At 57.6% G+C, this 22817-nt stretch carries 21 protein-coding genes; 19 read left to right on the top strand and 2 right to left on the bottom strand.

What is annotated here, in order from left to right; translation table 11 throughout:
* Positions 1–106: 106 nt before the first annotated feature.
* The 6 genes from VRY85_RS03300 to VRY85_RS03275 all read left to right on the top strand — a co-directional run bounded on the left by VRY85_RS03300 (position 107) and on the right by VRY85_RS03275 (position 5374).
* A complete protein-coding gene (locus VRY85_RS03300) occupies positions 107–958 on the top strand; it encodes a branched-chain amino acid ABC transporter permease (RefSeq protein ID WP_414597174.1) in 852 nt (283 codons plus the stop codon).
* 27 nt (positions 959–985) lie between these two features.
* Positions 986–1975, top strand: coding sequence for a branched-chain amino acid ABC transporter permease (locus tag VRY85_RS03295; RefSeq protein WP_414597173.1), 990 nt, complete (start codon positions 986–988; stop codon positions 1973–1975).
* A complete protein-coding gene (locus VRY85_RS03290; RefSeq protein WP_414597172.1) occupies positions 1972–2691 on the top strand; it encodes an ABC transporter ATP-binding protein in 720 nt (239 codons plus the stop codon). Before VRY85_RS03295 ends, VRY85_RS03290 begins: the two co-directional genes overlap by 4 nt.
* On the top strand, positions 2688–3392 hold the full coding sequence (locus VRY85_RS03285; RefSeq protein WP_414597171.1) for an ABC transporter ATP-binding protein: 705 nt from the start codon (positions 2688–2690) through the stop codon (positions 3390–3392). Before VRY85_RS03290 ends, VRY85_RS03285 begins: the two co-directional genes overlap by 4 nt.
* 50 nt (positions 3393–3442) lie before the next feature.
* A complete protein-coding gene (locus VRY85_RS03280; RefSeq protein ID WP_414597170.1) occupies positions 3443–4633 on the top strand; it encodes an ABC transporter substrate-binding protein in 1191 nt (396 codons plus the stop codon).
* A gap of 264 nt (positions 4634–4897) precedes the next feature.
* Entirely contained in the window at positions 4898–5374 is a 477-nt protein-coding gene (locus VRY85_RS03275; RefSeq protein WP_414597250.1) for a MarR family winged helix-turn-helix transcriptional regulator, read from the top strand.
* A gap of 38 nt (positions 5375–5412) precedes the next feature.
* On the opposite strand, the gene VRY85_RS03270 is transcribed toward VRY85_RS03275, so the two are convergent.
* Positions 5413–7860, bottom strand: coding sequence for a penicillin-binding protein 1A (locus VRY85_RS03270; protein ID WP_414597249.1), 2448 nt, complete (start codon positions 7858–7860; stop codon positions 5413–5415).
* Between the two features lie 113 nt (positions 7861–7973).
* Between VRY85_RS03270 and VRY85_RS03265 the strand changes: the two genes are divergently transcribed.
* Genes VRY85_RS03265 through VRY85_RS03255 form a run of 3 tightly spaced genes read left to right on the top strand, consistent with a single transcriptional unit; the run spans position 7974 to position 10786 of the window.
* The gene (locus VRY85_RS03265) at positions 7974–8570 is read left to right on the top strand and encodes a shikimate kinase (RefSeq protein ID WP_414597169.1); all 597 of its coding nucleotides are present in this window, start codon (positions 7974–7976) and stop codon (positions 8568–8570) included.
* Positions 8567–9658 carry a 3-dehydroquinate synthase gene (aroB, locus tag VRY85_RS03260; protein WP_414597168.1) on the top strand — a complete coding sequence of 364 codons (1092 nt, stop codon included), beginning with the start codon at positions 8567–8569 and terminating at the stop codon, positions 9656–9658. Before VRY85_RS03265 ends, aroB begins: the two co-directional genes overlap by 4 nt.
* 3 nt (positions 9659–9661) lie before the next feature.
* The gene (locus VRY85_RS03255; RefSeq protein WP_414597167.1) at positions 9662–10786 is read left to right on the top strand and encodes a deoxyguanosinetriphosphate triphosphohydrolase; all 1125 of its coding nucleotides are present in this window, start codon (positions 9662–9664) and stop codon (positions 10784–10786) included.
* A 3-nt stretch (positions 10787–10789) separates the two neighbouring features.
* On the opposite strand, the gene uvrA is transcribed toward VRY85_RS03255, so the two are convergent.
* Positions 10790–13636 carry an excinuclease ABC subunit UvrA gene (uvrA, locus tag VRY85_RS03250; RefSeq protein WP_414597166.1) on the bottom strand — a complete coding sequence of 949 codons (2847 nt, stop codon included), beginning with the start codon at positions 13634–13636 and terminating at the stop codon, positions 10790–10792.
* A gap of 92 nt (positions 13637–13728) precedes the next feature.
* On the opposite strand from uvrA, the gene VRY85_RS03245 reads away from it, so the two are divergent.
* The 10 genes from VRY85_RS03245 to VRY85_RS03200 all read left to right on the top strand — a co-directional run bounded on the left by VRY85_RS03245 (position 13729) and on the right by VRY85_RS03200 (position 22752).
* A complete protein-coding gene (locus VRY85_RS03245; protein WP_414597165.1) occupies positions 13729–14931 on the top strand; it encodes an MFS transporter in 1203 nt (400 codons plus the stop codon).
* Between the two features lie 129 nt (positions 14932–15060).
* Entirely contained in the window at positions 15061–15549 is a 489-nt protein-coding gene (gene ssb, locus VRY85_RS03240) for a single-stranded DNA-binding protein (protein WP_414597164.1), read from the top strand.
* Between the two features lie 147 nt (positions 15550–15696).
* A complete protein-coding gene (locus VRY85_RS03235) occupies positions 15697–15888 on the top strand; it encodes a DUF3008 family protein (protein WP_414597163.1) in 192 nt (63 codons plus the stop codon).
* Positions 15889–15914: 26 nt separating this feature from the next.
* The gene (locus tag VRY85_RS03230) at positions 15915–16874 is read left to right on the top strand and encodes a dienelactone hydrolase family protein (protein ID WP_414597162.1); all 960 of its coding nucleotides are present in this window, start codon (positions 15915–15917) and stop codon (positions 16872–16874) included.
* Between the two features lie 240 nt (positions 16875–17114).
* Positions 17115–18143 (top strand): LacI family DNA-binding transcriptional regulator, encoded by a 1029-nt coding sequence (locus tag VRY85_RS03225; RefSeq protein ID WP_414597248.1) that lies wholly within the window; start codon positions 17115–17117, stop codon positions 18141–18143.
* Positions 18144–18291: 148 nt separating this feature from the next.
* Positions 18292–19167 carry a branched-chain amino acid ABC transporter permease gene (locus VRY85_RS03220; RefSeq protein WP_414597161.1) on the top strand — a complete coding sequence of 292 codons (876 nt, stop codon included), beginning with the start codon at positions 18292–18294 and terminating at the stop codon, positions 19165–19167.
* A 12-nt stretch (positions 19168–19179) separates the two neighbouring features.
* A complete protein-coding gene (locus VRY85_RS03215; RefSeq protein WP_414597247.1) occupies positions 19180–20109 on the top strand; it encodes a branched-chain amino acid ABC transporter permease in 930 nt (309 codons plus the stop codon).
* Positions 20109–20870, top strand: coding sequence for an ABC transporter ATP-binding protein (locus VRY85_RS03210; RefSeq protein ID WP_414597160.1), 762 nt, complete (start codon positions 20109–20111; stop codon positions 20868–20870). The genes VRY85_RS03215 and VRY85_RS03210 overlap by 1 nt, the downstream gene beginning before the upstream one ends.
* Position 20871: 1 nt before the next feature.
* Positions 20872–21585 carry an ABC transporter ATP-binding protein gene (locus tag VRY85_RS03205; protein WP_414597159.1) on the top strand — a complete coding sequence of 238 codons (714 nt, stop codon included), beginning with the start codon at positions 20872–20874 and terminating at the stop codon, positions 21583–21585.
* A gap of 51 nt (positions 21586–21636) precedes the next feature.
* A complete protein-coding gene (locus VRY85_RS03200; protein ID WP_414597158.1) occupies positions 21637–22752 on the top strand; it encodes an ABC transporter substrate-binding protein in 1116 nt (371 codons plus the stop codon).
* Positions 22753–22817 lie beyond the last annotated feature (65 nt).

Here is a 22817-nt window from a genome sequence, read left to right as displayed (position 1 = left end):
GTCACTGCCATGGATGGCAATACCTGCTCAACACGCAGCTGCCTTGCGTAACGCAAGAGCGCTGCGATGACAGAAATTACAAAAATCATAGTATTCGGAGACAACCATGCTTGCCGTCAGTCTTATGAACGGTTTGGTTTATGGCGCCTTGCTCATTATCATGAGCTCGGGGCTGGCGCTTATTTATGGTTTGCGGCGTGTGGTCAATTTTGCCCACGGTGCACTCTATATGTTGGGTGCCTACATTGGCTATACCATCGCGATCTACAGCAATTTCTGGCTGGCGCTGTTAATTGCACCCGCCGTCATGATGCTTGTGGGCGTATTGCTGGACCGCTATGGATTCCGGCTTTTGCAAGACCGCGAGCCCCTTAATGTCATGCTGGTCACGTTCGGCCTGCTGCTCATTCTCGAAGACTTGGTCGTCTTTATTTGGGGTAAGGGTAACTATTCCCTCTTCACGCCCGAACTTCTGCGTTTCAGCATACCCATGTTTGGCAGCGACCTGCCGGCTTACCGGCTGGCCGTTTTGGTGCTTGGCCTGGCCGTGGCGCTGGGGCTGACCTTGTGGCTGCGCTATTCACGAATTGGTTTGTTCGTGCGTGCCGCCAGTACCGACCCGCTCACGACTTCCATGCAGGGCGTGAATTCCGACCGCCTGAGCGCACTCATTGTCGGGTTGGGCTGTGCGCTGGCCGGCCTGGCCGGTGTCGTGGCAGGGCCGTTTTTATCGTTGTCGCCGCACATGAGTTCCGATGTGCTGATTGATTCCTTTGTGGTGGTTGTGATCGGCGGGTTGGGGTCGCTGGCGGGGGCTTTTATCGCTGCGTTGTTGCTGGGGCTGATGCATGCTGTGGGGGCCGTTTACCTTCCGCAGGTTTCAGTGCTTCTGCCCTTCATATTCATGATTGCCGTTTTGATCTGGAAGCCGACCGGGCTTTTGGGCAGCCGCACATAAACCTGGGTGGCAGATTCTATGAAACACATGCGTTCTCTATTGAATACTCTGATCGCCCTGGTCGCTGGCTGGCTGATCATGACTTTGACAACTTCCTCAGCGTTGCTTGGCACGTTCACGCAGGCGGTGATCCACGCAGTATTCGCTCTGGGGGTGGGCTTTTTGCTTAAGCAAAATGGCCTGGTGAGTTTTGGCCATGCCTTGTTCTTCGGCGGCGCCGCTTATGCCATGGGCGTTGTTCTGGGTATGGGCTGGTTACCGGCCGAATGGGCCATTCCGGTCATTTTGTTGGGAATCGGCTTGGCTGCCTTCGTCGTGGGACTGGTCATCGTGCGTGTACCGGGCATTGCATTTGGCATGCTGACACTGGCCATTGGTCAGATGTTCTATCTGCTGGCAACGCGCACCCGCGGTATGACTGGCGGATCCGACGGCATGGGCGTGGCGTGGCCGCGAACGCTGTATGGCGTGCCTGACAGCGTGCTGTACAAGCCCGAGGTGATGTTTATGGTCGCCTGGGTTGTCATGGTGGTGGTGGCTTTGCTGCTGCAGCTGTTGCTCAAGACCCGCTTTGGGGCGGTAACGGAAGCGATACGCGATAACGAGGAAAGGGCGCGATTCATCGGTATGCGCACCACGGCGCCCAAAGCGCTGGTCTATGCGATATCGGCGGTGGTGTCCGCCATCGCAGGGCTGCTTTCCAATCTCAGTTCGGGTTTTGTTTCGCCGGAAAGTCTGCACTGGAGCGTCTCCGCCATCACCCTGTTGATGGTCATTGTTGGGGGCTTTCAAACCCTGCTGGGGCCTATTGTGGGAGCAATCGTGTACTTCATGGTGCGCGACATCCTGGGTGATTACGCCACCTATTCCATGGCCTTGTTCGGCGCCGCCCTGATTGCGGTCATTGTGTATTCGCCCCACGGCATTACCGGCGCGGTGGCGGGTTATTTCAAGAAAAAGCGGAAAGCCAAGGATGCGCAGACCGCGCAAGCACAGTTGAAAAGGAAGGCAGCATGAGTTCCCCTGTTCTTCAGGCGCAGGATGTTGCGCTCTACTATGGCGGCGTCAGGGCGCTTAACGGTGTTGATCTGGAATTGCACCGTGGCAGCATCTGCGGGCTTATCGGCCCCAATGGCGCCGGTAAATCGACGGTGATCGACGCCATCACCGGCCGCAGCGCGATTGCGCGCGGCCAGATCATCCTCGATGGCGCAGACATTACCTCGCTTGATGTCGTCGAGCGCCGCAAACGCGGCCTTTCACGCAGCTTCCAGCGCACCAGTATTTTTGAAGGCATGACAGTCAGGCGCCAGATCGAGCTGGCTTCCTGGAAGATGGGGGTGGAGGACTGGAGGGCCGACGCCGACGCCATCATGCAGGAACTGAATCTGGACGAGCTTGACGATGTACTAGCCGGGGAGCTGGGGTATGGCGAACAGCGCCGGCTGGATCTCGCGCTGGCGCTCACCGGTCGCCCCAAGGTGCTGTTGCTCGATGAGCCCATGGCCGGTCTCTCCGCCAAGGAATCGCACGACCTTGCGCAGCACCTGCAGGCGCTGACCTCCATGTGGGAGGTGTCAGTGCTGCTGGTCGAACACGATATGGATGTGGTCTTTGGGATTTGCAACTCCGTCGTGGTGTTCGAGCTGGGCCGGGTCATTGCCAATGGTTTGCCGGCAGAGGTTCGAGCCGACCCCCGGGTGAGAACCGCTTATCTCGGGAGCGCGGCATGAGCTCATTACTTTCTCTGCAAAACGTTCATGCGTATTACGGTTCTGCGCATATTCTTCACGATCTCAGCCTGCAAGTGGATGCCGGTGAGCGGGTGGCGCTGATCGGTCGTAACGGGGTGGGCAAGACAACCGTTGTCAACACTGTTCTGGGTATCGCGCAAATGAAGGGCGGCGAATTATGGCTTGGAACGGATCGTCTGGCCCGCCCGCGGCCCTACCATGCCGCCCAGCATGGGATTGCCGTTGTGCCCCAGGGGCGACGTATTGTGGCTAACCTGACTGTCGAGGAAAATTTACTGCTTGGCGGTGCGGTCGGGCGCAAAGGCCCGTGGACAGTGCCGGAAATCTATAAATTATTCCCCATCCTTCAAGAGCGTGCGCATACCCCCGGTACGGCGTTGTCTGGAGGGCAGCAGCAGATGCTGGCGGTGGGGCGTGCGCTGATGGCCAACCCTGAGCTGCTCTTGCTTGACGAGCCGACTGAAGGCCTGGCTCCCGTCATCGTCGACCAACTGGCCGATATTTTTAATCATGTTGCCGAGCAAGGCACGGCCCTGCTGCTTATCGAGCAGAACATGAACTTGGTAGTACGCGTTGCACATCGATACCTGGCCATGGCCAAAGGCACGGTCGTCAATCAAGGCGAAGTGTCTAATACGCCGCAGAGCCTTGAAGATTTGCAGTCCCACGTAGTTATCTGACCCGGCACCCGGAATAAATCCGGGGCCTAATACACCTGAGGAGGTTTTCAATGAAGTTCAAGGCCCTGACGCCGCTCTTACTCAGTGCGGCAATGCTTACGAGTTTCACCATGCCCGCAACGGCTCAAGAAAAAGAACCGCTGCGCCTTGCTCTGATTTCTTCTAAATCCGGCCCATTCGCCACCATGGGCGCCGACGTTTTAAGTGGTATACGCTTCGCTGTGGAAGAGGCTAACGCCAAAGGCGGGGTGGACGGGCGCAAGATCATCGTGGCAGAAGGCGATGACGAAAGCACACCCGATGCGGGCCGCAGAGAGGCGGAAAGGCTGGTGCGCGAAGGCAATAAATTCATTATTGGCCCGATCACATCCGGCATTTCGCTTGCCATCAGCCAGAATCTGACGCGCTGGGATGCCGCTTTCATCGGCACCATCAGCAAGGCCGACCGCCTGACTACCGATGCGTGCAGCCCGCGTTTCATTCGCACCAACCATTCAGACGCCATGGATATGGCCATGATAGAAACCTGGCTGCAGGATTACATCGACGAGGGCAACAATTTTGCAATTCTGGCTGCCGATTACGTTTGGGGCCATGACTCGGCTGAGCTGTTCGAGAAAATCGTCACCGGCAAGGGCAAGAAAGTTTCGCTCAAGTTGTTCGCGCCGCTGGGCACCAAAGATTACGCACCCTATATCCAGCAGCTGCGTGCAGCGGATGTGGATGCAATCTGGTTTGCCGATGTATCGGGCGCTATCACGTTTGTTAAGCAAGCCGCTGACTTTAACTTGATTCCTGCCACCCCTTTGATTGGCCATGCTTTGCTTTCCAATTTTGTGGTCGATGCAACGGGTGATGCCTTGACTAACGTGCCTGGCAACGTGGGTTTCACACCTGACATCGAAACCGCACAAACCAAGGCGTTTGTAGAGGCGTTCAAGGCCAAGCACGGTCGTTACCCCACAGATACCGAAGGGCAGGCCTACAACGGCGCCATGGTGCTGTTCCAGGGCGTGACAAAGGCAGGCAGTGTGGAGCCAGGTGCTGTTATGGAGGCATTGCGCGGTGCTGAAGTGGAAAGCCTGTATGGAACAGTTAAGATTCGTCCCGAAGACAATCAGATGCTGATTCCCAATTACATGGCCCGTGTGAAGATGGATGACGGCAAGCTGCGTCCTGTGATTGAAACGGCTTATCCCGCTTCCATTACCCCGCCCCCCTCCCCTCTGTGCAAGATGTAATGACAGATGCGGGCTCTTGTAGCCCGCATTTTCTGCGCCCATTTATTGGATGGGCGGCAATTCTGTCAAAATGAGGGTGTTTGCGCTGCGTCCATTCCGGACGCTTGAATTTGAATATTGCACCATAGGTGCCCCCGTCTCGAAGTAGAGAAGCTCCGGTTCATATGGTCGGAGCTTTTAATGGGGAGAAGGAGTCTTATGTGTAGCACCCTGGCAGGTTCCGAGAACACTGAACTGGATCCGGATCTGCGTAATGAGATACGCATGGAATTAGCTAATCGCTTATTTTTCCGCTTGTACCAATGCGCCAATCTTTTGCACAAGACAGGCTCTCGCGCGGTGGAGAGCGAAGGTCTCACCACGCAACAGTGGGCCGTGCTCGGCGCACTCTCACGGCCTGAAGTTGACGCCGGTATGAGCGTCAATGATCTGGCCCGGTACCTGATGGTCAGCCGCCAGAACTTGTCTGGTGTAATCGGTCGGCTTGAACGTGACGGCCACATCCGCCGCGCTTATGACGAGCGAGACCGTCGTTCACGGCTTATAAAAATGACGCCTTCGGGGCGTGTGGTGTGGCAGGAAAAAGCCCGCCCCAAGATACGGGCGTATTACGAAGACGCGCTGCACGAGTTTTCGGTGGGTGACCTGACCCACATGGTGCACTACCTGCTCAAGATGCTCGACAACATGAAGCAGATCGATCAGCGCACCAACGAAAGCGAATCAACCGAAGCACCGTAAACGGATCAAACCGCCGGCCCCTTGCAACCGCCTTGCGGTTAGAAGGGGATGTATTCCGGCTGAGGTGTATTGTTGTTCCTGAGCTGGTTCAGTAGCTCACCAATCCCATCAGAAACATTGTCCACAAGCGAGCCGCCTCCGGGCCCTAGCAGAGCATCGCTGGGAGAAGGCAGGCCGACTCGGGCCACCGCCTGACCGGGCGGGTACTCTGCGAAGTAGAAGTCGCCCTCAATGCGATTCAGGCCCGACGGCATGGGGGGGACTTCTGCCACCGGGATGTCCTTCAGGGCAAAGCGCATGTAGTTCATCCAGATCGGCAGGGCGGCGCCGCCGCCGGTTTCGCCGGAACCCAGTGAGCGGGGCTGATCGAAGCCCATCCAGACGACACCGACTTTCTCGGGCGTGTAACCGCTGAACCAGGCGTCGTGCGAATCGTTGGTCGTGCCGGTTTTCCCGCCGATGTCACCGCGTTTGAACTCTCTGTGTACCCGCGCACCCGTGCCGTAGGTGGCCACCCCGCGCAGCATGTCGTTCATGACATAGGCGGTACGAGCATCGATGACGCGCGCGGCGGCATCGCCCGCGACGACGGGCTGAGACTGCATGATGACTTTGCCGGTGCTGTCGGTGACACGATCAATGATGTAGGGCGGCACCCGATAGCCGCCATTGGCAAAGACGGCATAAGCGCCAGCCAGTTGCAACGGCGTAACGCTGCCTGCGCCCAAGGCCACGGGAAGCACGGCGGGTTGGCGCTCACGATCGAAGCCAAAGCGAGTCAGATAGTCTTGAACGTACTGGGGGCCGACCGCCTGCATGATGCGAATGGACACCATATTGCGCGACTTATACAGCCCTTGGCGCATGGTGAGCATGGGCTCGTAGGCGTTGCCGTAGTTCTTGGGTGACCAAGGCTTGGAGCCGGTCTGTTCCGCTGTGAGAACAAAGGGTTCGTCTGAGATCTGCGTGGCGGGGGTCAGGCCCTTTTCCAGCGAAGCGGCATAGATGAAAGGCTTGAACGCAGAACCGGGCTGCCGCCACGCTTGTGTTGCTCGGTTGAAGTTACCGTCCTGGAAGTGGAAGCCGCCCACTAGGGCCTGAATGGCGCCGTCTTGGGGGCGCAGTGCCACAAGCGCCGCCTGTACCTGAGGTTTGTTAATCACGCCCCAGTAGTCGTCGATTTCGTAAATGTAGACGACCGAGCCGCGCCGGATGCGAACGTCATCCTTGGCGTTTTTCACCAAACCGCGGGCGACGATTTTGAGCGCATTCGGGTTGGTAATTTCAATGATTTGCTGCGCCGTGCGGGCCACCACGATTTTATCGGGCGCCGCCGACAGCACCACAGCGGTAAGCAGGTTGTCGTTATCGGGGTGCCGGTCTTGCAGGCTGTCGAGCAGGGCATCAAAGCGCGGCAAGTCGGATTCTATGCCTGCGGGCAGGTCGATGTTTGCTTCCGGGCCGGTGTAGCGGGCCCGGCGGGTGTAATCGAGTATGCCTTCGCGTACCGCCCGGTAAGCCTGTTCCTGCTCTTCGGAATTGACCGTGGTGTAGATATTGAAGCCACGCGAGTAGATATCGTCTTGGTAGACGTTGTAGAGCAGATGGCGGGCCAGTTCCGCCACGTATTCACCGTGGATGGCATAGCCCCCCGCAGGCGTGCCGGGTGCAGATTTCAGGACGATTTCCTGATCAACGGCTGCTTGGTATTCCTCTTGGGTTAAGTAGCCCAGGGATTGCATGCGGCCCAGCACGTACAGCTGACGCGAGCGGGCGCGGTCGAAGTTGGCGATCGGGTTAAAGCGTGAAGGCGCTTTGGGGATACCCGCCAGCATGGCGGCCTCAGCCGGTGTGACTTCCCACAACTGCTTGCCGAAATACGTGCGCGACGCCGCGGCAAAGCCATAGGCGCGATGACCCAGATAGATCTGGTTCATGTAGAGATCGAGGATTTCGTCCTTGGTGAGCGTGGCCTCGATCTTGAAGGTCAGCAAGAGCTCGTAGAACTTCCGCGTGTAGGTTTTTTCCGATGAAAGGTAGAAGTTACGCGCCACCTGCATGGTAATCGTGCTGGCGCCCTGTGAGCGCGCCATAGTGGTCAGGTTGGCCAGCGCCGCGCGTGCCACACCCTTCCAGTCAATCCCGTGGTGCTGGTAAAAATTGTCGTCTTCCGCTGCTAGAATGGCCGCTTTCATGACATCTGGAATTTCGTCAAAACGCAGCACATTGCGCCGTTCCTCGCCAAACTCGCCGATCAGCACATTGTCGGCGGTGTAAATGCGCAGCGGTACACGCGGCCGGTAGTCGATCATGGCGCTCAGGTCGGGCAGGTTGGGCCAAGCCAATGCCAGGGCGAGAGTGCCCAGCAGCGCGCCGGACAGCCCCAGGCCCGCGAACAGCACTGTTGTCTTGATCAAGAAACGGCGCAGCCACGTGCGTGAGTTGGACTGCTTTTCGGAGGAAGATTGGGTGTCGGTGCTCATCAGGGGCGATTTTAAGCCTTGTGCCATCCGGTTTTGGAAGGGGGCGATGGCTTTATGTAACCGGATAATGCGGTAAAAAAGGGATTCGGTGCCCGTAAGCAGGTGATAATACACAAATGAACGGAGTTTTACCTTCAACCGTCCACAAACCGGACACAGAAGAGCGCCAGTGTGTCGCATCCTTGCCTTATGCGCGGCCCATTTTCCTGGTTGGGATGATGGGCGCGGGTAAGACAACGATAGGCCGTGGCCTGGCTCGCCTGCTGGGGCGTGAATTTCTTGATCTCGACCACGAGATAGAAAGCCGCTGCGGGGTCAAGATCACTCACATCTTCGACATCGAAGGCGAGGAAGGGTTCCGTCGGCGTGAATGCGCTGTGTTGGAACAGTGCTCAACCCAACCCAACCTGGTGCTCGCCACTGGCGGGGGCGCGGTGCTGGCCGCAGAGAACCGCCGGCGCTTGCGCGAGCACGGTGTGGTGATTTACCTGCGGGCATCGCCTGAAGAGCTGTATTCGCGTGTGGCCCGCGACCGCAGCCGCCCCTTGCTCCAAACTGCCGACCCGCAAACCCGCATCCGCGAACTGCTGGCAATGCGTGAGCCTTTGTATGAAGAAGTGGCGGATATTGTCTTTGATACCGGCAGTATGCCGGTTGCCCAGGTTGTCCGGGCATTGTTGCCCTTGCTACAGAATTTCGAGGTGAACGAATGACCATTGTGCGTGTGACGACTCCAGGCGGAGACTACCCCATTCATATTGAGGCCGGCCGGCTCGACAGGCTTTCTGAAGCCGTTCCTGCCAATGCGACCGCCATCGCGCTGGTCAGCAACGCGAATATTCTGGAACGCTACGGCGACCGCGTGCGTGCGTCCTTGGCGCGCACAGGGAAAAAATTGGTCGAGGTCGTACTACCGGACGGTGAGGAATACAAAACCTGGCAATCTCTCAATATAATTTTTGACCATTTATTACAGAATGGTCTGGATCGCAAAGCCTTGCTTGTTGCTTTTGGGGGAGGGGTGATTGGCGACATGGGCGGTTTTGCCGCCGCCTGCTACATGCGTGGCATCCGTTTTATGCAGGTTCCCACCACCCTGTTAGCTCAGGTGGATTCTTCCGTGGGGGGTAAAACCGCCATCAATCACCCCTTGGGCAAGAACATGATTGGCGCCTTCTACCAGCCGCTGGCGGTAGAAATCGACCCGGGTGTACTGGCTACGCTGCCGGCGCGCGAAATCTCTGCGGGGTTGGCCGAAGTGGTGAAGTACGGCCTCATTATTGATGCAGAGTTCTTCTCCTGGTGCGAAGCCAATGCTGCAGCACTGCGGGCGCTTGAGCCAGAAGCGGTGTCTTACGCCATTCAACGTTCTTGTGAACTCAAGGCTCGCGTGGTTTCCCAAGACGAACGCGAAAGCGGCTTGCGCGCCATTCTGAATTTGGGTCACACCTTTGGCCATGCAATTGAGTCCGGTCTAGGCTATGGTCAGTGGCTGCACGGCGAAGCCGTAGGCTGCGGCATGGTGCAGGCAGCTGAACTTTCCGCCGACTTGCTAGGGTTTCCACGCGCCGATGTCGAGCGTGTGCGCCGTGTGGTCGAAGCCATCGGCTGCCCGGTGATGGCGCCCGACTTAGGCTTTGATCGCTGGGTTGAGCTTATGGGCCACGACAAGAAAGCTGAGGGCGGCACGCTGCGCTTTGTGATGATGTCCCGCATTGGCGAGGCCGAATGCCGGGATGTCGCACCTGAAGAGTTGGTGTCGGTGCTGGCGCGTACCGTGGCGCCGGGCAGCCGGGGCTGAGCCATGACAGCGCTCGCCGCCTACGCCTGCGACCCCGCCCGCACGCGGGGCCGCCGCCACCCTGAAGATGCGCCGCAAGGCCGCAACCACTTCCAGCGCGACCGCGACCGCATCGTCCATTGCAATGCCTTCCGGCTGCTGGAATATAAAACCCAGGTCTTCATCAACCACGAAGGCGATCTCTTCCGCACCCGCCTGACCCACAGCATTGAAGTGGCGCAGATCGCCCGTACTCTGGCGCGCAATCTGGGGCTGCACGAAGACTTGATCGAAGCCATTTCGCTAGCCCATGACCTTGGCCACACGCCTTTCGGCCATGCGGGCCAGGATGAACTCAACGCCTGCATGCGAGAATTCGCTCCGGAAGCCGGTGGCTTTGAGCACAACCTGCAAAGCCTGCGGGTGGTAGATGAACTCGAAGAACGCTACGCCCGCTTCAATGGCCTGAACCTGTGTTTTGAAACCCGCGAGGGCATACTCAAGCACTGTTCGGTGCGTCATGCCAAGCAATTGGGCGATGTCGGCCGTCGCTTCATCGAGCGGCAACAACCGTCGCTGGAAGCGCAGCTGGCTAATCTGGCGGATGAAATCGCCTACAACAACCATGATATCGACGACGGCATCCGTTCCGGCCTGCTCACGGTGGAGCAATTGTTGGAGGTCGGCATCTTCGCCCGTCACTACGAAGCCGTGGAACGCCGCCATCCGGGGCTTGAACGCCGCCGCTTGGTGAGTGAAATCATTCGCAGCATGATCAACACCCTGGTTGTGGATTTGACGGAAACCACGCTGGCAGCGCTGCACGAACATCGGCCACAGTCGGCGGACGACGTCCGTGCTGCACCGGCGCTGGCGGCGTTCTCGCCAGAAGTGCGTCGCGAGGCCGACGAACTGAAAAGCTTTTTGATGCGCAACCTGTACCGTCATTCTCGCGTCATGCGCATGACCAGCAAGGCGCGCCGCATCGTGCGCGAACTGTTCATTGCCTTTCTGGAAGACCCGCGCCTGCTCGATACCGACTGGCAGCGCGACGACCCGAACCAGCAAGCGCGCGCTATCTCAGACTACATTGCGGGCATGACAGACCGCTACGCCATCGGCGAGCACCGCAACCTGTTTCAGATGTAAGGCTCAGCGCTTCAGCAAGGGCGCCAGGTATTTGCCGGTATGGCTGTCGGAGCAGGCAGCGATGTCTTCCGGTGTGCCTTGGGCAACGATGCGGCCGCCGCCGCTGCCGCCTTCGGGGCCAAGGTCGACCACCCAGTCGGCGGTCTTGATGACATCCAAATTGTGTTCAATGACAACCACCGTATTACCCGCATCCACCAATTTGCCCAGCACCTCAAGCAGCAGGGCGATATCCTGAAAATGCAGGCCGGTCGTGGGCTCGTCCAGAATGTACAGCGTGCGCCCCGTGCTGCGGCGCGACAATTCCAGCGATAGTTTGACGCGTTGCGCCTCACCACCAGACAAGGTGGTGGCGCTTTGACCCAGGCGCAGATAGGAAAGGCCGACATCCATCAGAGTCTGCAGCTTGCGCGCGACGGCGGGCACCGAACTGAAATAGTCCAGCCCCTGTTCTACGGTAAGGCCCAGCACTTCGCTGATGTTCAAGCCGCGATAGCGGATTTCCAGCGTTTCGCGGTTATAGCGTTTGCCTTGGCAGGTATCGCAATCCACGTACATGTCGGGCAGGAAATGCATTTCCACCTTGACCACGCCATCGCCCTGGCAGGCTTCGCAGCGCCCCCCTTTTACATTGAAGGAGAAACGCCCGGCATCGTAGCCGCGCGTGCGGGCTTCCGGCACACCGGCGAACAATTCACGGATAGGCGTGAACATGCCGGTGTAGGTGGCCGGGTTGCTGCGCGGTGTGCGGCCAATGGGGCTTTGGTCCACCGTGATGATTTTGTCGAAGTGCGACAGCCCTTCCAGGCTGTCGTAAGGGGCCGGTTCGGCCTGGGCGCGGTGCAAAGCGCGCGATACGGCCACCGCTAGGGTGTCGTTCACCAGCGTGGATTTACCGGAGCCCGACACGCCTGTAATGCACACAAACCGCCCGGCGGGGATGGCGAGATCCACCGCTTGCAGGTTGTTGCCGCTCGCCCCCTTAAGCGTCAGCCAGGGCTGGTCATCAGCAATGGGCCTGCGTTGCGGGATGCCAATGCTGCGGGCGCCGCTTAGATATTGGCCTGTCAGCGATGCTGAGTTGGCGGCGATTTCTTCAGGTGAACCGCTGGCCACCACTTGGCCGCCGTGCTCACCCGCGCCCGGCCCCATGTCGAGCACGTAATCCGCTGCGCGAATCATGTCTTCGTCATGTTCGACCACAATCACGCTGTTGCCTAAGTCGCGCAGGTGCTGCAGTGTCTGGATCAGGCGGTCGTTGTCGCGTTGATGCAGGCCGATGGAGGGCTCATCCAGCACATACATGACGCCAGTCAGCCCCGAACCGATCTGGCTGGCCAGGCGGATGCGCTGGGCTTCGCCGCCGGATATGGTGTCGGCGCTGCGATCCAGGGAAAGATAATTGAGGCCCACATTGTTCAGAAACTGCAGCCGTGCCACGATTTCGCGGATGATGCGCTCTGCGACTTCTTTGCGTGCGCCCTGCAGGGTGAGGTTTTCAAACCATTCCAGACAGGTATTCAGCGGCAGGGCCTCCACTTCATAAATGGGGCGGCCACGCCGTTCGTGTTCGCCGGGTTCGTCGCCAATCAATACATGGCGTGCTTCGACGCGCAGTCGCGAACCCTGGCAGTCCGGGCAGCGCTGCGTCTGGCGCAACTTGCTCAGCTCTTCACGTACAGCACTGGAATCGGTTTCGCGCCAGCGCCGTTCCAGGTTGGGAATCACGCCTTCAAAAGGGTGTTTCTTGACGGTGCTGCGACCCTTTTCGTTAATGTAGAGGAAAGCGATTTCCTCTTCGCCCGAGCCATACAACACACGTTGGCGGATGGTTTCCGGAAGCGACTCAAACGGCGTATCAAGATCGAATTCGTAATGCGCGGCCAAGCTGGTCAGCAAGGTGTGGGTAAAGGCATTACGGCGGTCCCAGCCCGCAATGGCGCCGCTGGCCAGGCTTAATTCGGGAAACGCCACAATGCGCCGTGGGTCAAAGACTTCCACATGGCCCAGCCCGTCGCACGAGGGGCAAGCGCCTACAGGGTTGTTGAAGCTGAACAGCCGGGGTTCCATTTCAGTGAGGCTGTGGTGGCAGACCGGGCAGGCGTAATGGCTGGAGAAAGGGTGTTCCTTGCCGGTGTCCATATCCAAGGCAATGGCTCTGCCGTTGGTTAACCGCAGGGCGGTTTCAAAGCTTTCGCTCAGGCGCTGCTTGGCGTCCGGGCGGATGCGCAGGCGGTCTACGACCACATCGACATCGCGTTTTTCCGTCTTTTTCAAAGAGGGCACGTCTTCAATCGCCAGCATTTCGCCGTCGATGCGCACGCGCACAAAGCCTTGCGCCTGCAAATTGGCGAATTCGTCCTCGAAGCTGCCCTTGCGTGCGCGTGCTACCGGTGCCAGAATGGCCAGGCGACTTTCTGGCGCCCAGGCCAGCACGGCATCCACCATTTGAGCCACACTTTGGGCTTGCAAGGGCAGGCCGTGTTCCGGGCAGTACGGCGTGCCAACCCGGGCGTACAGCAGGCGCAGGTAGTCGTGGATTTCGGTAATGGTGCCCACTGTGGAGCGCGGGTTGTGCCCGGCAGACTTCTGTTCAATCGAAATCGCCGGCGACAGGCCCTCGATCAGGTCCACATCGGGCTTGCTCATGAGCTGCAGAAATTGCCGCGCATAAGCCGAAAGGCTTTCCACATAGCGGCGTTGCCCTTCCGCATAAAGGGTGTCAAAAGCCAGCGATGACTTACCTGAGCCGGACAAACCCGTCACCACCACCAGCTTATGCCGGGGCAGGTCGATGGATACGTTTTTCAGGTTATGTGTGCGTGCGCCACGAATGCGAATAGCTTCCATCGTTGTTGCTTGGCCTACCTTTACCGTTTTCCAATGGCTAACTTGCTACTATAGCGTGCAGTGAATTTTCAAGAACCCTAGAGTAAGCTTTCATGACCCAGGCAGCCGCAAGCGCTGAAAAACCCCAACGCCTTAAATTAACCAGTACTGAACGTCGGGCCAGCATCATGCTGGCGTTGTTGTTCGCGTCGCGAATGTTGGGCCTGTTCCTGCTGACCCCTGTATTCGCGGTGGCGGCACAGGCGATTCCCGGTGGTAACGACGCCACCCGCGTCGGCCTGGCGCTGGGCGCCTATGGCTTGACCCAGGCGATTATGCAAATTCCACTGGGCATGGCGTCCGATCGCTTTGGGCGGCGCGCCGTTATCGTCTTTGGCATGGTGCTGTTTGTGGTGGGTGGCGTGATTTGCGCGGTCGCCACAAATGTTGACTGGATCACGGTAGGCCGCACGATTCAAGGGTTGGGTGCTGTGTCGGCGGCCATTACGGCTTGGGTGGCCGACGCCACCCGCCCGGAAGTGCGTACGCGTGCCATGGCGATGGTGGGGGCGTCCATTGGTCTGTCCTTTGCCGTGTCCCTGGTGCTGTCGCCTGTCATTGTTGGCAGCTTTGGGCTGTCCGGCCTGTTCTGGGTAATCAGTCTGTTGGGTTTTGTCTGCTTGCTGATTGCCGCCTTCGCAGTGCCCGTGGTGCCTCGCCAGGAAGAAGACATTATTCAGGCCCGTGTGCGCGATGTGCTGTCGCATGTGGATCTACTGCGTCTGAACTTTGGCGTTTTCGTGCTGCATTTCGTGCTGATGGCCATGTTTATCGTCATGCCCGGTTGGCTGGCGCGGCTGGGCGGCTATGATTCAGGCAGCCTTTGGAAGGTCTACCTGCCCGTAATCGTGCTGTCGTTTGTGGCCATGGTGCCTGCCGTGTTCTATACCGAAACGCGGCGGCTGCATAAGCGTTCGTTGGAAGTCGCCGTGCTGGGCATGGCCGTCGTGCTGGCGCTCATGCCCGTGTTCTCAACTTCGTTTGGCGGCATTTTTGTGCTGCTGGTGTTGTTCTTCGTAGCGTTCAATGTGCTGGAAGCCTTGCAGCCCTCGCTGGTGTCGCGTGTAGCGCCGCCCTCGTTTAAAGGTTTGGCATTGGGCTTTTACAACACCCTGCAATCGCTGGGCATCTTCCTGGGCGGCGTGGCGGGCGGTTTGCTGACAGCCCGCGGAGACGGCTCTCACGTCTTCTGGCTAGCCGCCGGGCTGGCCGTATTGTGGCTGCTAGCAGCGCGTGGCATGCGCCAGCCGGGCTGACTCACACTCGCGGCGTGTGTTGCGCGCCCGCGACCTTCCTAGCACTCCGTACATCTACGTGCAGCGGTGTTTTTTTGCATCGCTATGCACGATAATCATCAACAACCTTCTTCAATTACAGGTGTAAACATGGCCTCCGTTAACAAAGTCATCCTTGTGGGTAACCTCGGTCGAGATCCAGAAGTCCGCTACAGCCCCGATGGCGCAGCGATTTGCAATATTTCGCTGGCCACCACCAATGCTTGGAAAGATCGCAACACCGGCGAACGCCGCGAAGAAACCGAATGGCACCGTGTGGTGTTCTACAACCGTCTGGCCGAAATCGCGGGTGAATACCTGCGCAAAGGCCGCTCCATCTATGTGGAAGGCCGCATCAAAACCCGCAAGTGGCAAGACAAAGACACCGGGCAAGACCGCTACGCAACGGAAATCGTCGGTGAGCAAATGCAAATGCTAGGTGGCCGTGGCGACGACATGGGCGGCGGCGGTGGTGGCGGTGATTTCAACCAAGCTCCACCGGCCCGGGCCCCGCAGCAGCGTCCGGCTCCCGCGCAGCAACGCCCTGTGTCGCAAGAGCCCACCAACCTGGCCGACATGGACGACGATATCCCGTTCTAACGTTTAGCGTTTACCGAGGCCCGGAAGCTATCTGGCCATGGGTTCTTACTTAGTACGCGCATAGCGCTCTGTCGCGACATGGCCGGGTATTTGCTGGCAAAGGTGTTCCACAGACTTCTGTCTGATCAATCACGATAGGAGAACAACATGCCAGCAAAATCTAAAGCGCAACAGAAGGCGGCAGGCGCCGCTTTGTCGGCCAAACGGGGCGAAACGCCGGTGAAGGAATTGAAAGGGGCTTCCCGTTCGATGTACAAATCCATGAGCGAGAAAGAGCTGGACGACCTCGCGTCTACACCCCATAAAGGCAAGCCTGAACATGTGGGCGATAAGAAGTAATTTTTCACACCAAGCAAGGAATGCCAATGGGACGAACCATCAATAAAGCTGGCCAGCCGCCGTTCGCCGAGCCGGAATCCCCTATCGACGCCCGTTCGCAGCCGTTTGCCGCCCACCTTGAAGCCGAATACGACAGCTTATTGCCGCCGTTGCACCTGAACCGTCGAGGTTTTCTCGTGACTTCGCTGGCGGCGGGGTTTGCGGCGGCCGCTGGGCCGGTGGCGGCGCAAACGGCAATCAAGACAGAGGCGTCGGGGCTGACGGCAGGCCAGGTTCGCATTCCGGTTGAAGGCGGCTCCATCCCTGCTTACCGTGCCATGCCGGAAGGCGAGGGCGGTGCGCCTGTGATCCTGGTCATACAGGAAATTTTTGGCGTACACGAATACATACAGGATGTCTGTCGGCGCTTGGCCCGTGAAGGCTATATGGCGATAGCGCCCGAGATGTTCGTGCGTCAGGGCGATCCGGCCCGCTACACGGAGATCTCCCGTTTATTCAGCGAGGTGGTGAGCAAGGTGCCCGACGAACAAGTAATGGCCGACCTCGACGCCACCGTTGCCTGGGCAGGGCAGAATGGCGGCAATGTGAACCGCCTGGGCATCACCGGCTTTTGCTGGGGTGGGCGCGTGGTGTGGTTATATGCCGCTCACAACCCGCGGCTTAAGGCCGGTGTGGCCTGGTACGGGCGTTTGGCAGGCGATAAGAATGAATTACAGCCTCAGCAGCCGGTGGATGTGGTGAAAGATATCAACGCACCGGTGCTGGGCCTGTACGGCGAACAAGATACCGGTATTCCGCTTGATAACGTTAAAGCCATGCAGGCCGCACTGGCTAAAGGCAGCGACGCGGCCAAGGCGTCGGAAATCGTTGTCTACCCCGATGCCCCACATGCCTTCCACGCCGACTACCGGCCAAGCTATCGCAGTGAACCCGCTCAGGACGGCTGGAAGCGCACATTAGCGTGGTTTGATCAGCATCTAAGCTGATACCAGCCGATAGCCGATAGCCGATAGCCGATAGTCGGCTGTGGCTCGCGCTCGGGCAAAAGCCGGCCTGCCTTAGGTCCGGTTCAATGGTTCATAGAGTCTTGCACGAAGCAGGAAGGAGCGGAGCGTCCATCGTTATAGTTATCCCTGATGGCTATGGTGCTAACGATAAAAAATCCGAATCCCGCAGTAGAATGTCCGGCGACACTGCATTAAAGAGTGAAGATGCCACAAAAAAGAATCAAAACTGTGCGCTCTCGGACCACCTTGCGTTCCCTAGCAGCCCAATTGGGGGTGCATGTCTCAACCGTATCAAGGGTTTTGAACGGTACACCGGACGAGGCGCGCCGCGCCGCTTCGCAGGAAGTAATCGAGCGCATTCAGAATTTGGCCAGAGAGCTGAACTATCGGCCGAACCGTCAGGCCATTGGGCTTAAAACCAGCCAGAGCCGGTTGATTGGCGTAGTGGTTCCACGCCTGACCGACCTTGTGCTTGCCACCATTTATGAAGGCATTGATGCTGCGGCCAAAGACAGCAAATACCTGACTTTCGTGGGTACGACGCTGGATGTTCCAGAGAGCCAGACCGAGTTCTGTGAGATGGCGCTCGACCAAAGTGTCGAGGGGCTAATTATTGGTGATGCACGGGTCGATCATGTGGGCTATCTGGATGATCTGGCCCGCCGGAACATCCCTTTGGTTCTCGTCAGCCGTCATGCTCCTTCTCATTGCTCCGTGACTTGCGATGATGTCTTGGGCGGGCGTATGGCGGCTGATCATCTGGTTCAGCTAGGGCACACTCGGATTGCCCTCTTGGCGGGCGAACCCTATGCAACAACGGGTTTAGACAGAGCGGCCGGGTTTCTGCAAAGATGCAAGGAATTGGATATCCATATTCCCCCGCAGTGGATCATCAACAGCGGTTTCGACACGCTTAGCGGGCGTGCCGTGGGCGAACGGCTCTTTGCTTCGGGGGGTGGCGATCTGCCTACCGCCGTCTTTGCGGTCAACGATTTTCTCGCCATCGGCCTGATGGGGGCTTTACGCGATTGTGGTCTGCAGGTCGGTCACGATGTTGCGGTTGTTGGGTTCAACGATACGCCGATTGCTTCAGAACTGCCCATTGCGCTCACATCTATTGGCTCCCCCATGGAGAAAATGGGCTATCGCGGCATTGAGCTGCTGTTGGAGATCATCGCAGGGGGTCAGCCGGAATCCGAACGCCTGGAACCCACGCTTTTTGTGCGCGAGAGCTCACAGCCCCGATAATTTTTTTGCCCATTTACCCAAACGTTCGGGTTTCTACTATCTTGTAGCGCCACTCTGCCCTCTCTAGAATGCCCGAACGTTTGGGTAATTTGTCTTATGCGTGGCAGGCGGGGGCCGGAGCCTCGTTAAATGTACTGGAGTGGGCTTGATGGAAAATTTCTTCCAGCAACTTTTATTTGGTCTGTCGTTAGGCAGCACTTACGCATTGATTGCACTAGCGATCACCCTGGTTTTCAGGGGAATGGACGTCATTAACTTCGCTCAGGGCGAATTTTTTATGGCGGGCGCCTTTCTTGGCTATGTGTTTCATGTCGACTTGGAACTTTCCATGTGGCTGGCATTGCCGCTGAGCATGATTTCCGCCTACATCCTGGGTTCGTTGATTGAGCGGATTTTCCTTAGAAAGCTTGAGGACAATTCCAACGGGTTCTCCCTGCTGGTGATGACAATTGCGTTATTCATCATGATGCGGGCTGTCGCGCAGCTGATTTTCGGCTCTTCGGCCTACCGCTTCCCGGCCATGACCGATACGGTTCTGAAGTTTGGCGGCGTCCAGATCAGTGCTCAGTATGTCATCGTCATTTGCACCACCTTCATCATCATGGCGCTGCTCTATGTCTTATTCACCAAGACATCGCTGGGCCTGCAATTGCGCGCCGTCGCTCAAGACAAGACGACCGCACGCATGATGGGGATCAATGTTTCCCGGGTCAACAACATGACTTTTGGTCTGTGCTCAGTTTTGGGTGCGGTAGCCGGAATCGTCTATGTGCCGATTGCGGTGCTTACGTTTGATATGGGCCAACTCATCATCCTGAAAGGCTTTACCGCAGCGTTGCTGGGCGGTTTGGGATTGGTTTCAGGGGCGGTGCTGGGCGGCTTTTCGTTGGGAGTCATTGAGCAGTACGGCACGTTGCTGTTGTCGTCGGCTTACAAGGATTTGGTGTCGTTCTCGATTCTGCTCCTGATCATCTTGCTCAAACCCAATGGCTTGCTTGGCAAAAAGCAGATTCAGAAAGTCTAGGAGTTGGCAATGTTGATCAATAAGAAAACGGGCAATCTCATTGCCATCGCGCTTCTCGCGCTTGTACCTCTGTTGTTGAATGACCCATTTGTTACCCACATGGGCATTCGCGCAGCGACGGCTGCCATTGTGGTGATGGGCCTGACGCTGTTCATTGGGTATACGGGGCAGATTTCCCTGGGCCATGCAGCATTCTTCGGTTTGGCTGCGTACATTTCCGGCATTCTGATGAAGTCGGGCTTCCCTTTCCTGGGGTCGGTTGCGGTAGCCACCATTGTGGTGGGCTTTCTTGGCTGCCTGGTGGGGTTGCTGGTTTTGCGCACGAGTGGCCACTACCTGGCCCTGGCCAGTATTGCGGTGGGCGTGATTCTCCAAACCTTGGTGAAGAACAGCTCGATTACCGGCGGCCCATCCGGCTTGACGGCCGTGCCCGAGCCCAGCTTTTTCGGCTGGTCGCTCAATAGCGATATTTTGTATTACTACATGGTGCTGTTCTGCATGGTGGTGGGCTTCATCATCTTGCGTCGGATCACGGACTCACGCACCGGTGACGCTTTGCGATCTATTGCCAATAACGAACTGGCGGCTCAGAGCCTGGGAATTCCAGTCTTCAAGTACAAGGTGATTTCTTTCACCATCAGCACCATGTTCGCAGCCTTTGCCGGCACGCTGTTCGTCCATTACGACGGCTTTATCGACCCGGACAGGCTGGGGCTGCATATCTCAATCTTCTTTTTCGTGATGGCGTTCATCGGCGGCATCGGCAACTTGTACGGTTCGATTATCGGCGCATTTGCAATCACGATTCTCGAAGAGTATTCACAAGGATTTGGAAGCTATAACGTGCTTGTATATGGCGCATTGCTGGCCGCAGTGATTCTTTTCCTGCCTAAAGGCTTGTCTGATCTGCCCAATGCAATTCAACGCTGGAGGGCCAGATAATGACTTTGTCGGTACAAAACGTTTCCCTGCGGTTTGGCGGCGTCAGCGCACTGACCCAGGTGTCATTCGATATAGAAGAAGGCAAGGTAACCGGGCTGATCGGGCCAAACGGCGCAGGCAAGACTTCTTTGTTCAACGTGGTTAGCGGAATCTATACGCCAACGTCTGGCAAGGTGCTCTACAAAGAGCACGAAATCAGCAAGATGCGTCTGGACCAGATCAACCGCCTGGGTGTGGCGCGCACGTTTCAGAACATCATGGTGTTCCCCGACCTCACACTGGTTGAGAACGTCATGATTGGCAGGCAGAGCCGCACAAAGGCCGGGGTCTTGTCTTCTATCTTGCGTACGTCTCGGGAACGCGAAGAGCGTAAAGAGGCTGAGCGACGTTGCGTCGAACTCCTTTCCTATGTGGGGCTTGATGGCAAAAAGGATGAGCTGGCGAAAAACCTGCCGTATGGCGAGCAGCGTCAGCTCGATATTGCTCGTGCCCTGGCGACCGACCCGAAAGTATTGCTGCTGGATGAGCCGGCTGCCGGCCTGAACCTGCAGGAGCGTGTCGCGCTCAAGGCCTTGATCAAGCGGCTCAATGAGATGGGCTACACCATCGTCCTGATTGAGCATGATGTGAAGCTGGTCATGGACCTTTGCAGTCGGATCGTCGTGCTGGAATACGGCAACAAAATTTCCGAAGGCGATCCACAACAGGTTCAGAGCGACCCCAAGGTGATTGCGGCATACCTGGGTAGCGGGGGCGAATGACATGCTGAAAATACAGAATATCGACACATTTTATGGCCACGTTCATGCCATAAAAAACATCAACGTGGAGGTCGAGTCGGGTGAGTTCGTCACGCTGATTGGAGCGAACGGAGCAGGCAAAAGCACCTTGCTGAAATCCATTATCGGCCTGCAGCCGGTCAGCCAAGGCAGTATCGAGTTCTTTGGAGATCGCATCGAAGCCGAAAAGCCCGACGCCATTATCAGACGGGGCATCAGCATTGTGCCCGAAGGGCGGCGCGTTTTCCCAGAATTCACCGTGGCTGAGAACCTGGCTATCGGTGCCCGTGCGCGCCGTTCCACCAGCCAGGAAATGAAAGAAGACATCGACAAAATCCTGCAGCAGTTCCCGCGCTTGAAAGAGCGCTGGAAACAGAAAGCAGGAACGATGAGTGGCGGCGAGCAGCAGATGGTGGCGATTGGGCGTGCCCTCATGGGGCGACCCAAATTGTTGCTGCTGGATGAGCCCTCGCTGGGCTTGGCGCCGCTTGTGGTTGCTGAACTGATGGAGAAGCTGCAGGAAATTCATGCGGCAGGCACCACGATTTTGCTTGTTGAGCAGAACGTCACCCTGGCTCTGAAAATCGCTCAGCGTGGCTACCTGATGGAGTCAGGGGAGATCATTGCGACCGACACCACTAAAGCCTTGCTGGAGAGCGATACCGTGAGAAAGGCTTATCTGGGCATCGAAGATTGACGTCTTTTTCTGGCCGTTTTAATTACCCGTTCCACAAAAAGGAGATGGAGCATGTTTAATAAATCAAAGTTGTGCCTGGCGATTGTCGGGTTTGCGGCAGCCACTGGCGCTGCCCATGCCAAAGATACGTTGAAGATCGGCATCATCGAATCCATTTCGGGCCCGGCTGCCGCCTATGGTGAGAGCCATCGCATGGGAACCCAACTGGCGGTGGATCTCATCAACCAGGCAGGTGGCTTCAATGGCAAACCCATTGAATTTGTAGCGGAAGACGACCGCAGCGACCCGGCGGCAGGCATTAACGCAGCCAAAAAGCTGCTGACTCAGCAAAAAGTCGACGCCATCGTCGGCTCGTCGGCCAGTCTGGTAACCATTGCGTTCACTCGCGAGAATGAGCGCTACAAGGTGCCGGTGGTTAACGGGATGGCCGGTTCGCCCACCATTACCGAGCAGGGCTACAAGTACACATGGCGTATCAACATGACCGACGCCCAGCTGGACACCAAGGCGGTTGAGTACTTCATTGAAAACAAGCAGATCAAAAGCTTTGCGTTTCTGGTAGAGAACTCTGATTACGGCAAACCGCCTACCCAGGCTGCGGGTGAGCGTGCCAAGGAGTTGGGCGCCACGGTCACGGCCTATGAGGAATACAACCGTGGCGAAACCGACTTCAAGGCTCAGCTTTCCAAGATCAAGGAAACCAACCCGCAAGTGCTGTTTGTTCACGGTTACTACACGGAAGGCTCCATCATCGCTCGCCAAGTGAAAGAGCTGGGCCTGGATGTCACGCTGGTGGTGAACATGGGCCAGGGTGTGCCAAAGTTTGCGGAACTGGCAGGTGATGCAGCTAACGGAGCTGTCTTCCCCACCACCTGGCTGCCGGGGCTGGATAACGAAATATCCAAGAATTTCGAGAAGGCTTATAAGGAAAAATACGGTTCAGAACCGGGCGCCTTCGAAGCCGGCACCTACGATGCAATTTTCACGGTGCTTGAAGCGGCTAAACGTGGCGGCGGCGCGACTCCCAAGCAGATTCAGGAAGGTCTGAAGCAGATCGAGGGCTACGAGATTCTGATGGGCAAAATCAGTTTTGACGAGAAGCAGCAAAACAGTGGTGAAGTTCGGCTGGCCACCTTCAAGGAAGGCAAGATCGTCCCCTTCAACTAAGGAAGCAGTGGGTGCGTTGTTACGTGCCCAACCGTTTTTCCTGAGTTTATCGGCTTGACCCGGAG

This window comes from Achromobacter sp. F4_2707, assembly GCF_047501535.1.
In the GTDB taxonomy this organism is placed as follows: domain Bacteria; phylum Pseudomonadota; class Gammaproteobacteria; order Burkholderiales; family Burkholderiaceae_B; genus Yanghanlia.
This window is presented reverse-complemented; position numbering and strand designations above follow the sequence as displayed.

Coding starts and splice junctions, on each gene's coding strand:
- VRY85_RS03300 (WP_414597174.1), top strand. CDS start 107: ATGCTTGCCGTCAGTCTTATGAACGGTTTGGTTTATGGCGCCTTGCTC.
- VRY85_RS03295 (WP_414597173.1), top strand. CDS start 986: ATGCGTTCTCTATTGAATACTCTGATCGCCCTGGTCGCTGGCTGGCTG.
- VRY85_RS03290 (WP_414597172.1), top strand. CDS start 1,972: ATGAGTTCCCCTGTTCTTCAGGCGCAGGATGTTGCGCTCTACTATGGC.
- VRY85_RS03285 (WP_414597171.1), top strand. CDS start 2,688: ATGAGCTCATTACTTTCTCTGCAAAACGTTCATGCGTATTACGGTTCT.
- VRY85_RS03280 (WP_414597170.1), top strand. CDS start 3,443: ATGAAGTTCAAGGCCCTGACGCCGCTCTTACTCAGTGCGGCAATGCTT.
- VRY85_RS03275 (WP_414597250.1), top strand. CDS start 4,898: ATGGAATTAGCTAATCGCTTATTTTTCCGCTTGTACCAATGCGCCAAT.
- VRY85_RS03265 (WP_414597169.1), top strand. CDS start 7,974: ATGAACGGAGTTTTACCTTCAACCGTCCACAAACCGGACACAGAAGAG.
- aroB (WP_414597168.1), top strand. CDS start 8,567: ATGACCATTGTGCGTGTGACGACTCCAGGCGGAGACTACCCCATTCAT.
- VRY85_RS03255 (WP_414597167.1), top strand. CDS start 9,662: ATGACAGCGCTCGCCGCCTACGCCTGCGACCCCGCCCGCACGCGGGGC.
- uvrA (WP_414597166.1), bottom strand. CDS start 13,636: ATGGAAGCTATTCGCATTCGTGGCGCACGCACACATAACCTGAAAAAC.
- VRY85_RS03245 (WP_414597165.1), top strand. CDS start 13,729: ATGACCCAGGCAGCCGCAAGCGCTGAAAAACCCCAACGCCTTAAATTA.
- ssb (WP_414597164.1), top strand. CDS start 15,061: ATGGCCTCCGTTAACAAAGTCATCCTTGTGGGTAACCTCGGTCGAGAT.
- VRY85_RS03235 (WP_414597163.1), top strand. CDS start 15,697: ATGCCAGCAAAATCTAAAGCGCAACAGAAGGCGGCAGGCGCCGCTTTG.
- VRY85_RS03230 (WP_414597162.1), top strand. CDS start 15,915: ATGGGACGAACCATCAATAAAGCTGGCCAGCCGCCGTTCGCCGAGCCG.
- VRY85_RS03220 (WP_414597161.1), top strand. CDS start 18,292: ATGGAAAATTTCTTCCAGCAACTTTTATTTGGTCTGTCGTTAGGCAGC.
- VRY85_RS03210 (WP_414597160.1), top strand. CDS start 20,109: ATGACTTTGTCGGTACAAAACGTTTCCCTGCGGTTTGGCGGCGTCAGC.
- VRY85_RS03205 (WP_414597159.1), top strand. CDS start 20,872: ATGCTGAAAATACAGAATATCGACACATTTTATGGCCACGTTCATGCC.
- VRY85_RS03200 (WP_414597158.1), top strand. CDS start 21,637: ATGTTTAATAAATCAAAGTTGTGCCTGGCGATTGTCGGGTTTGCGGCA.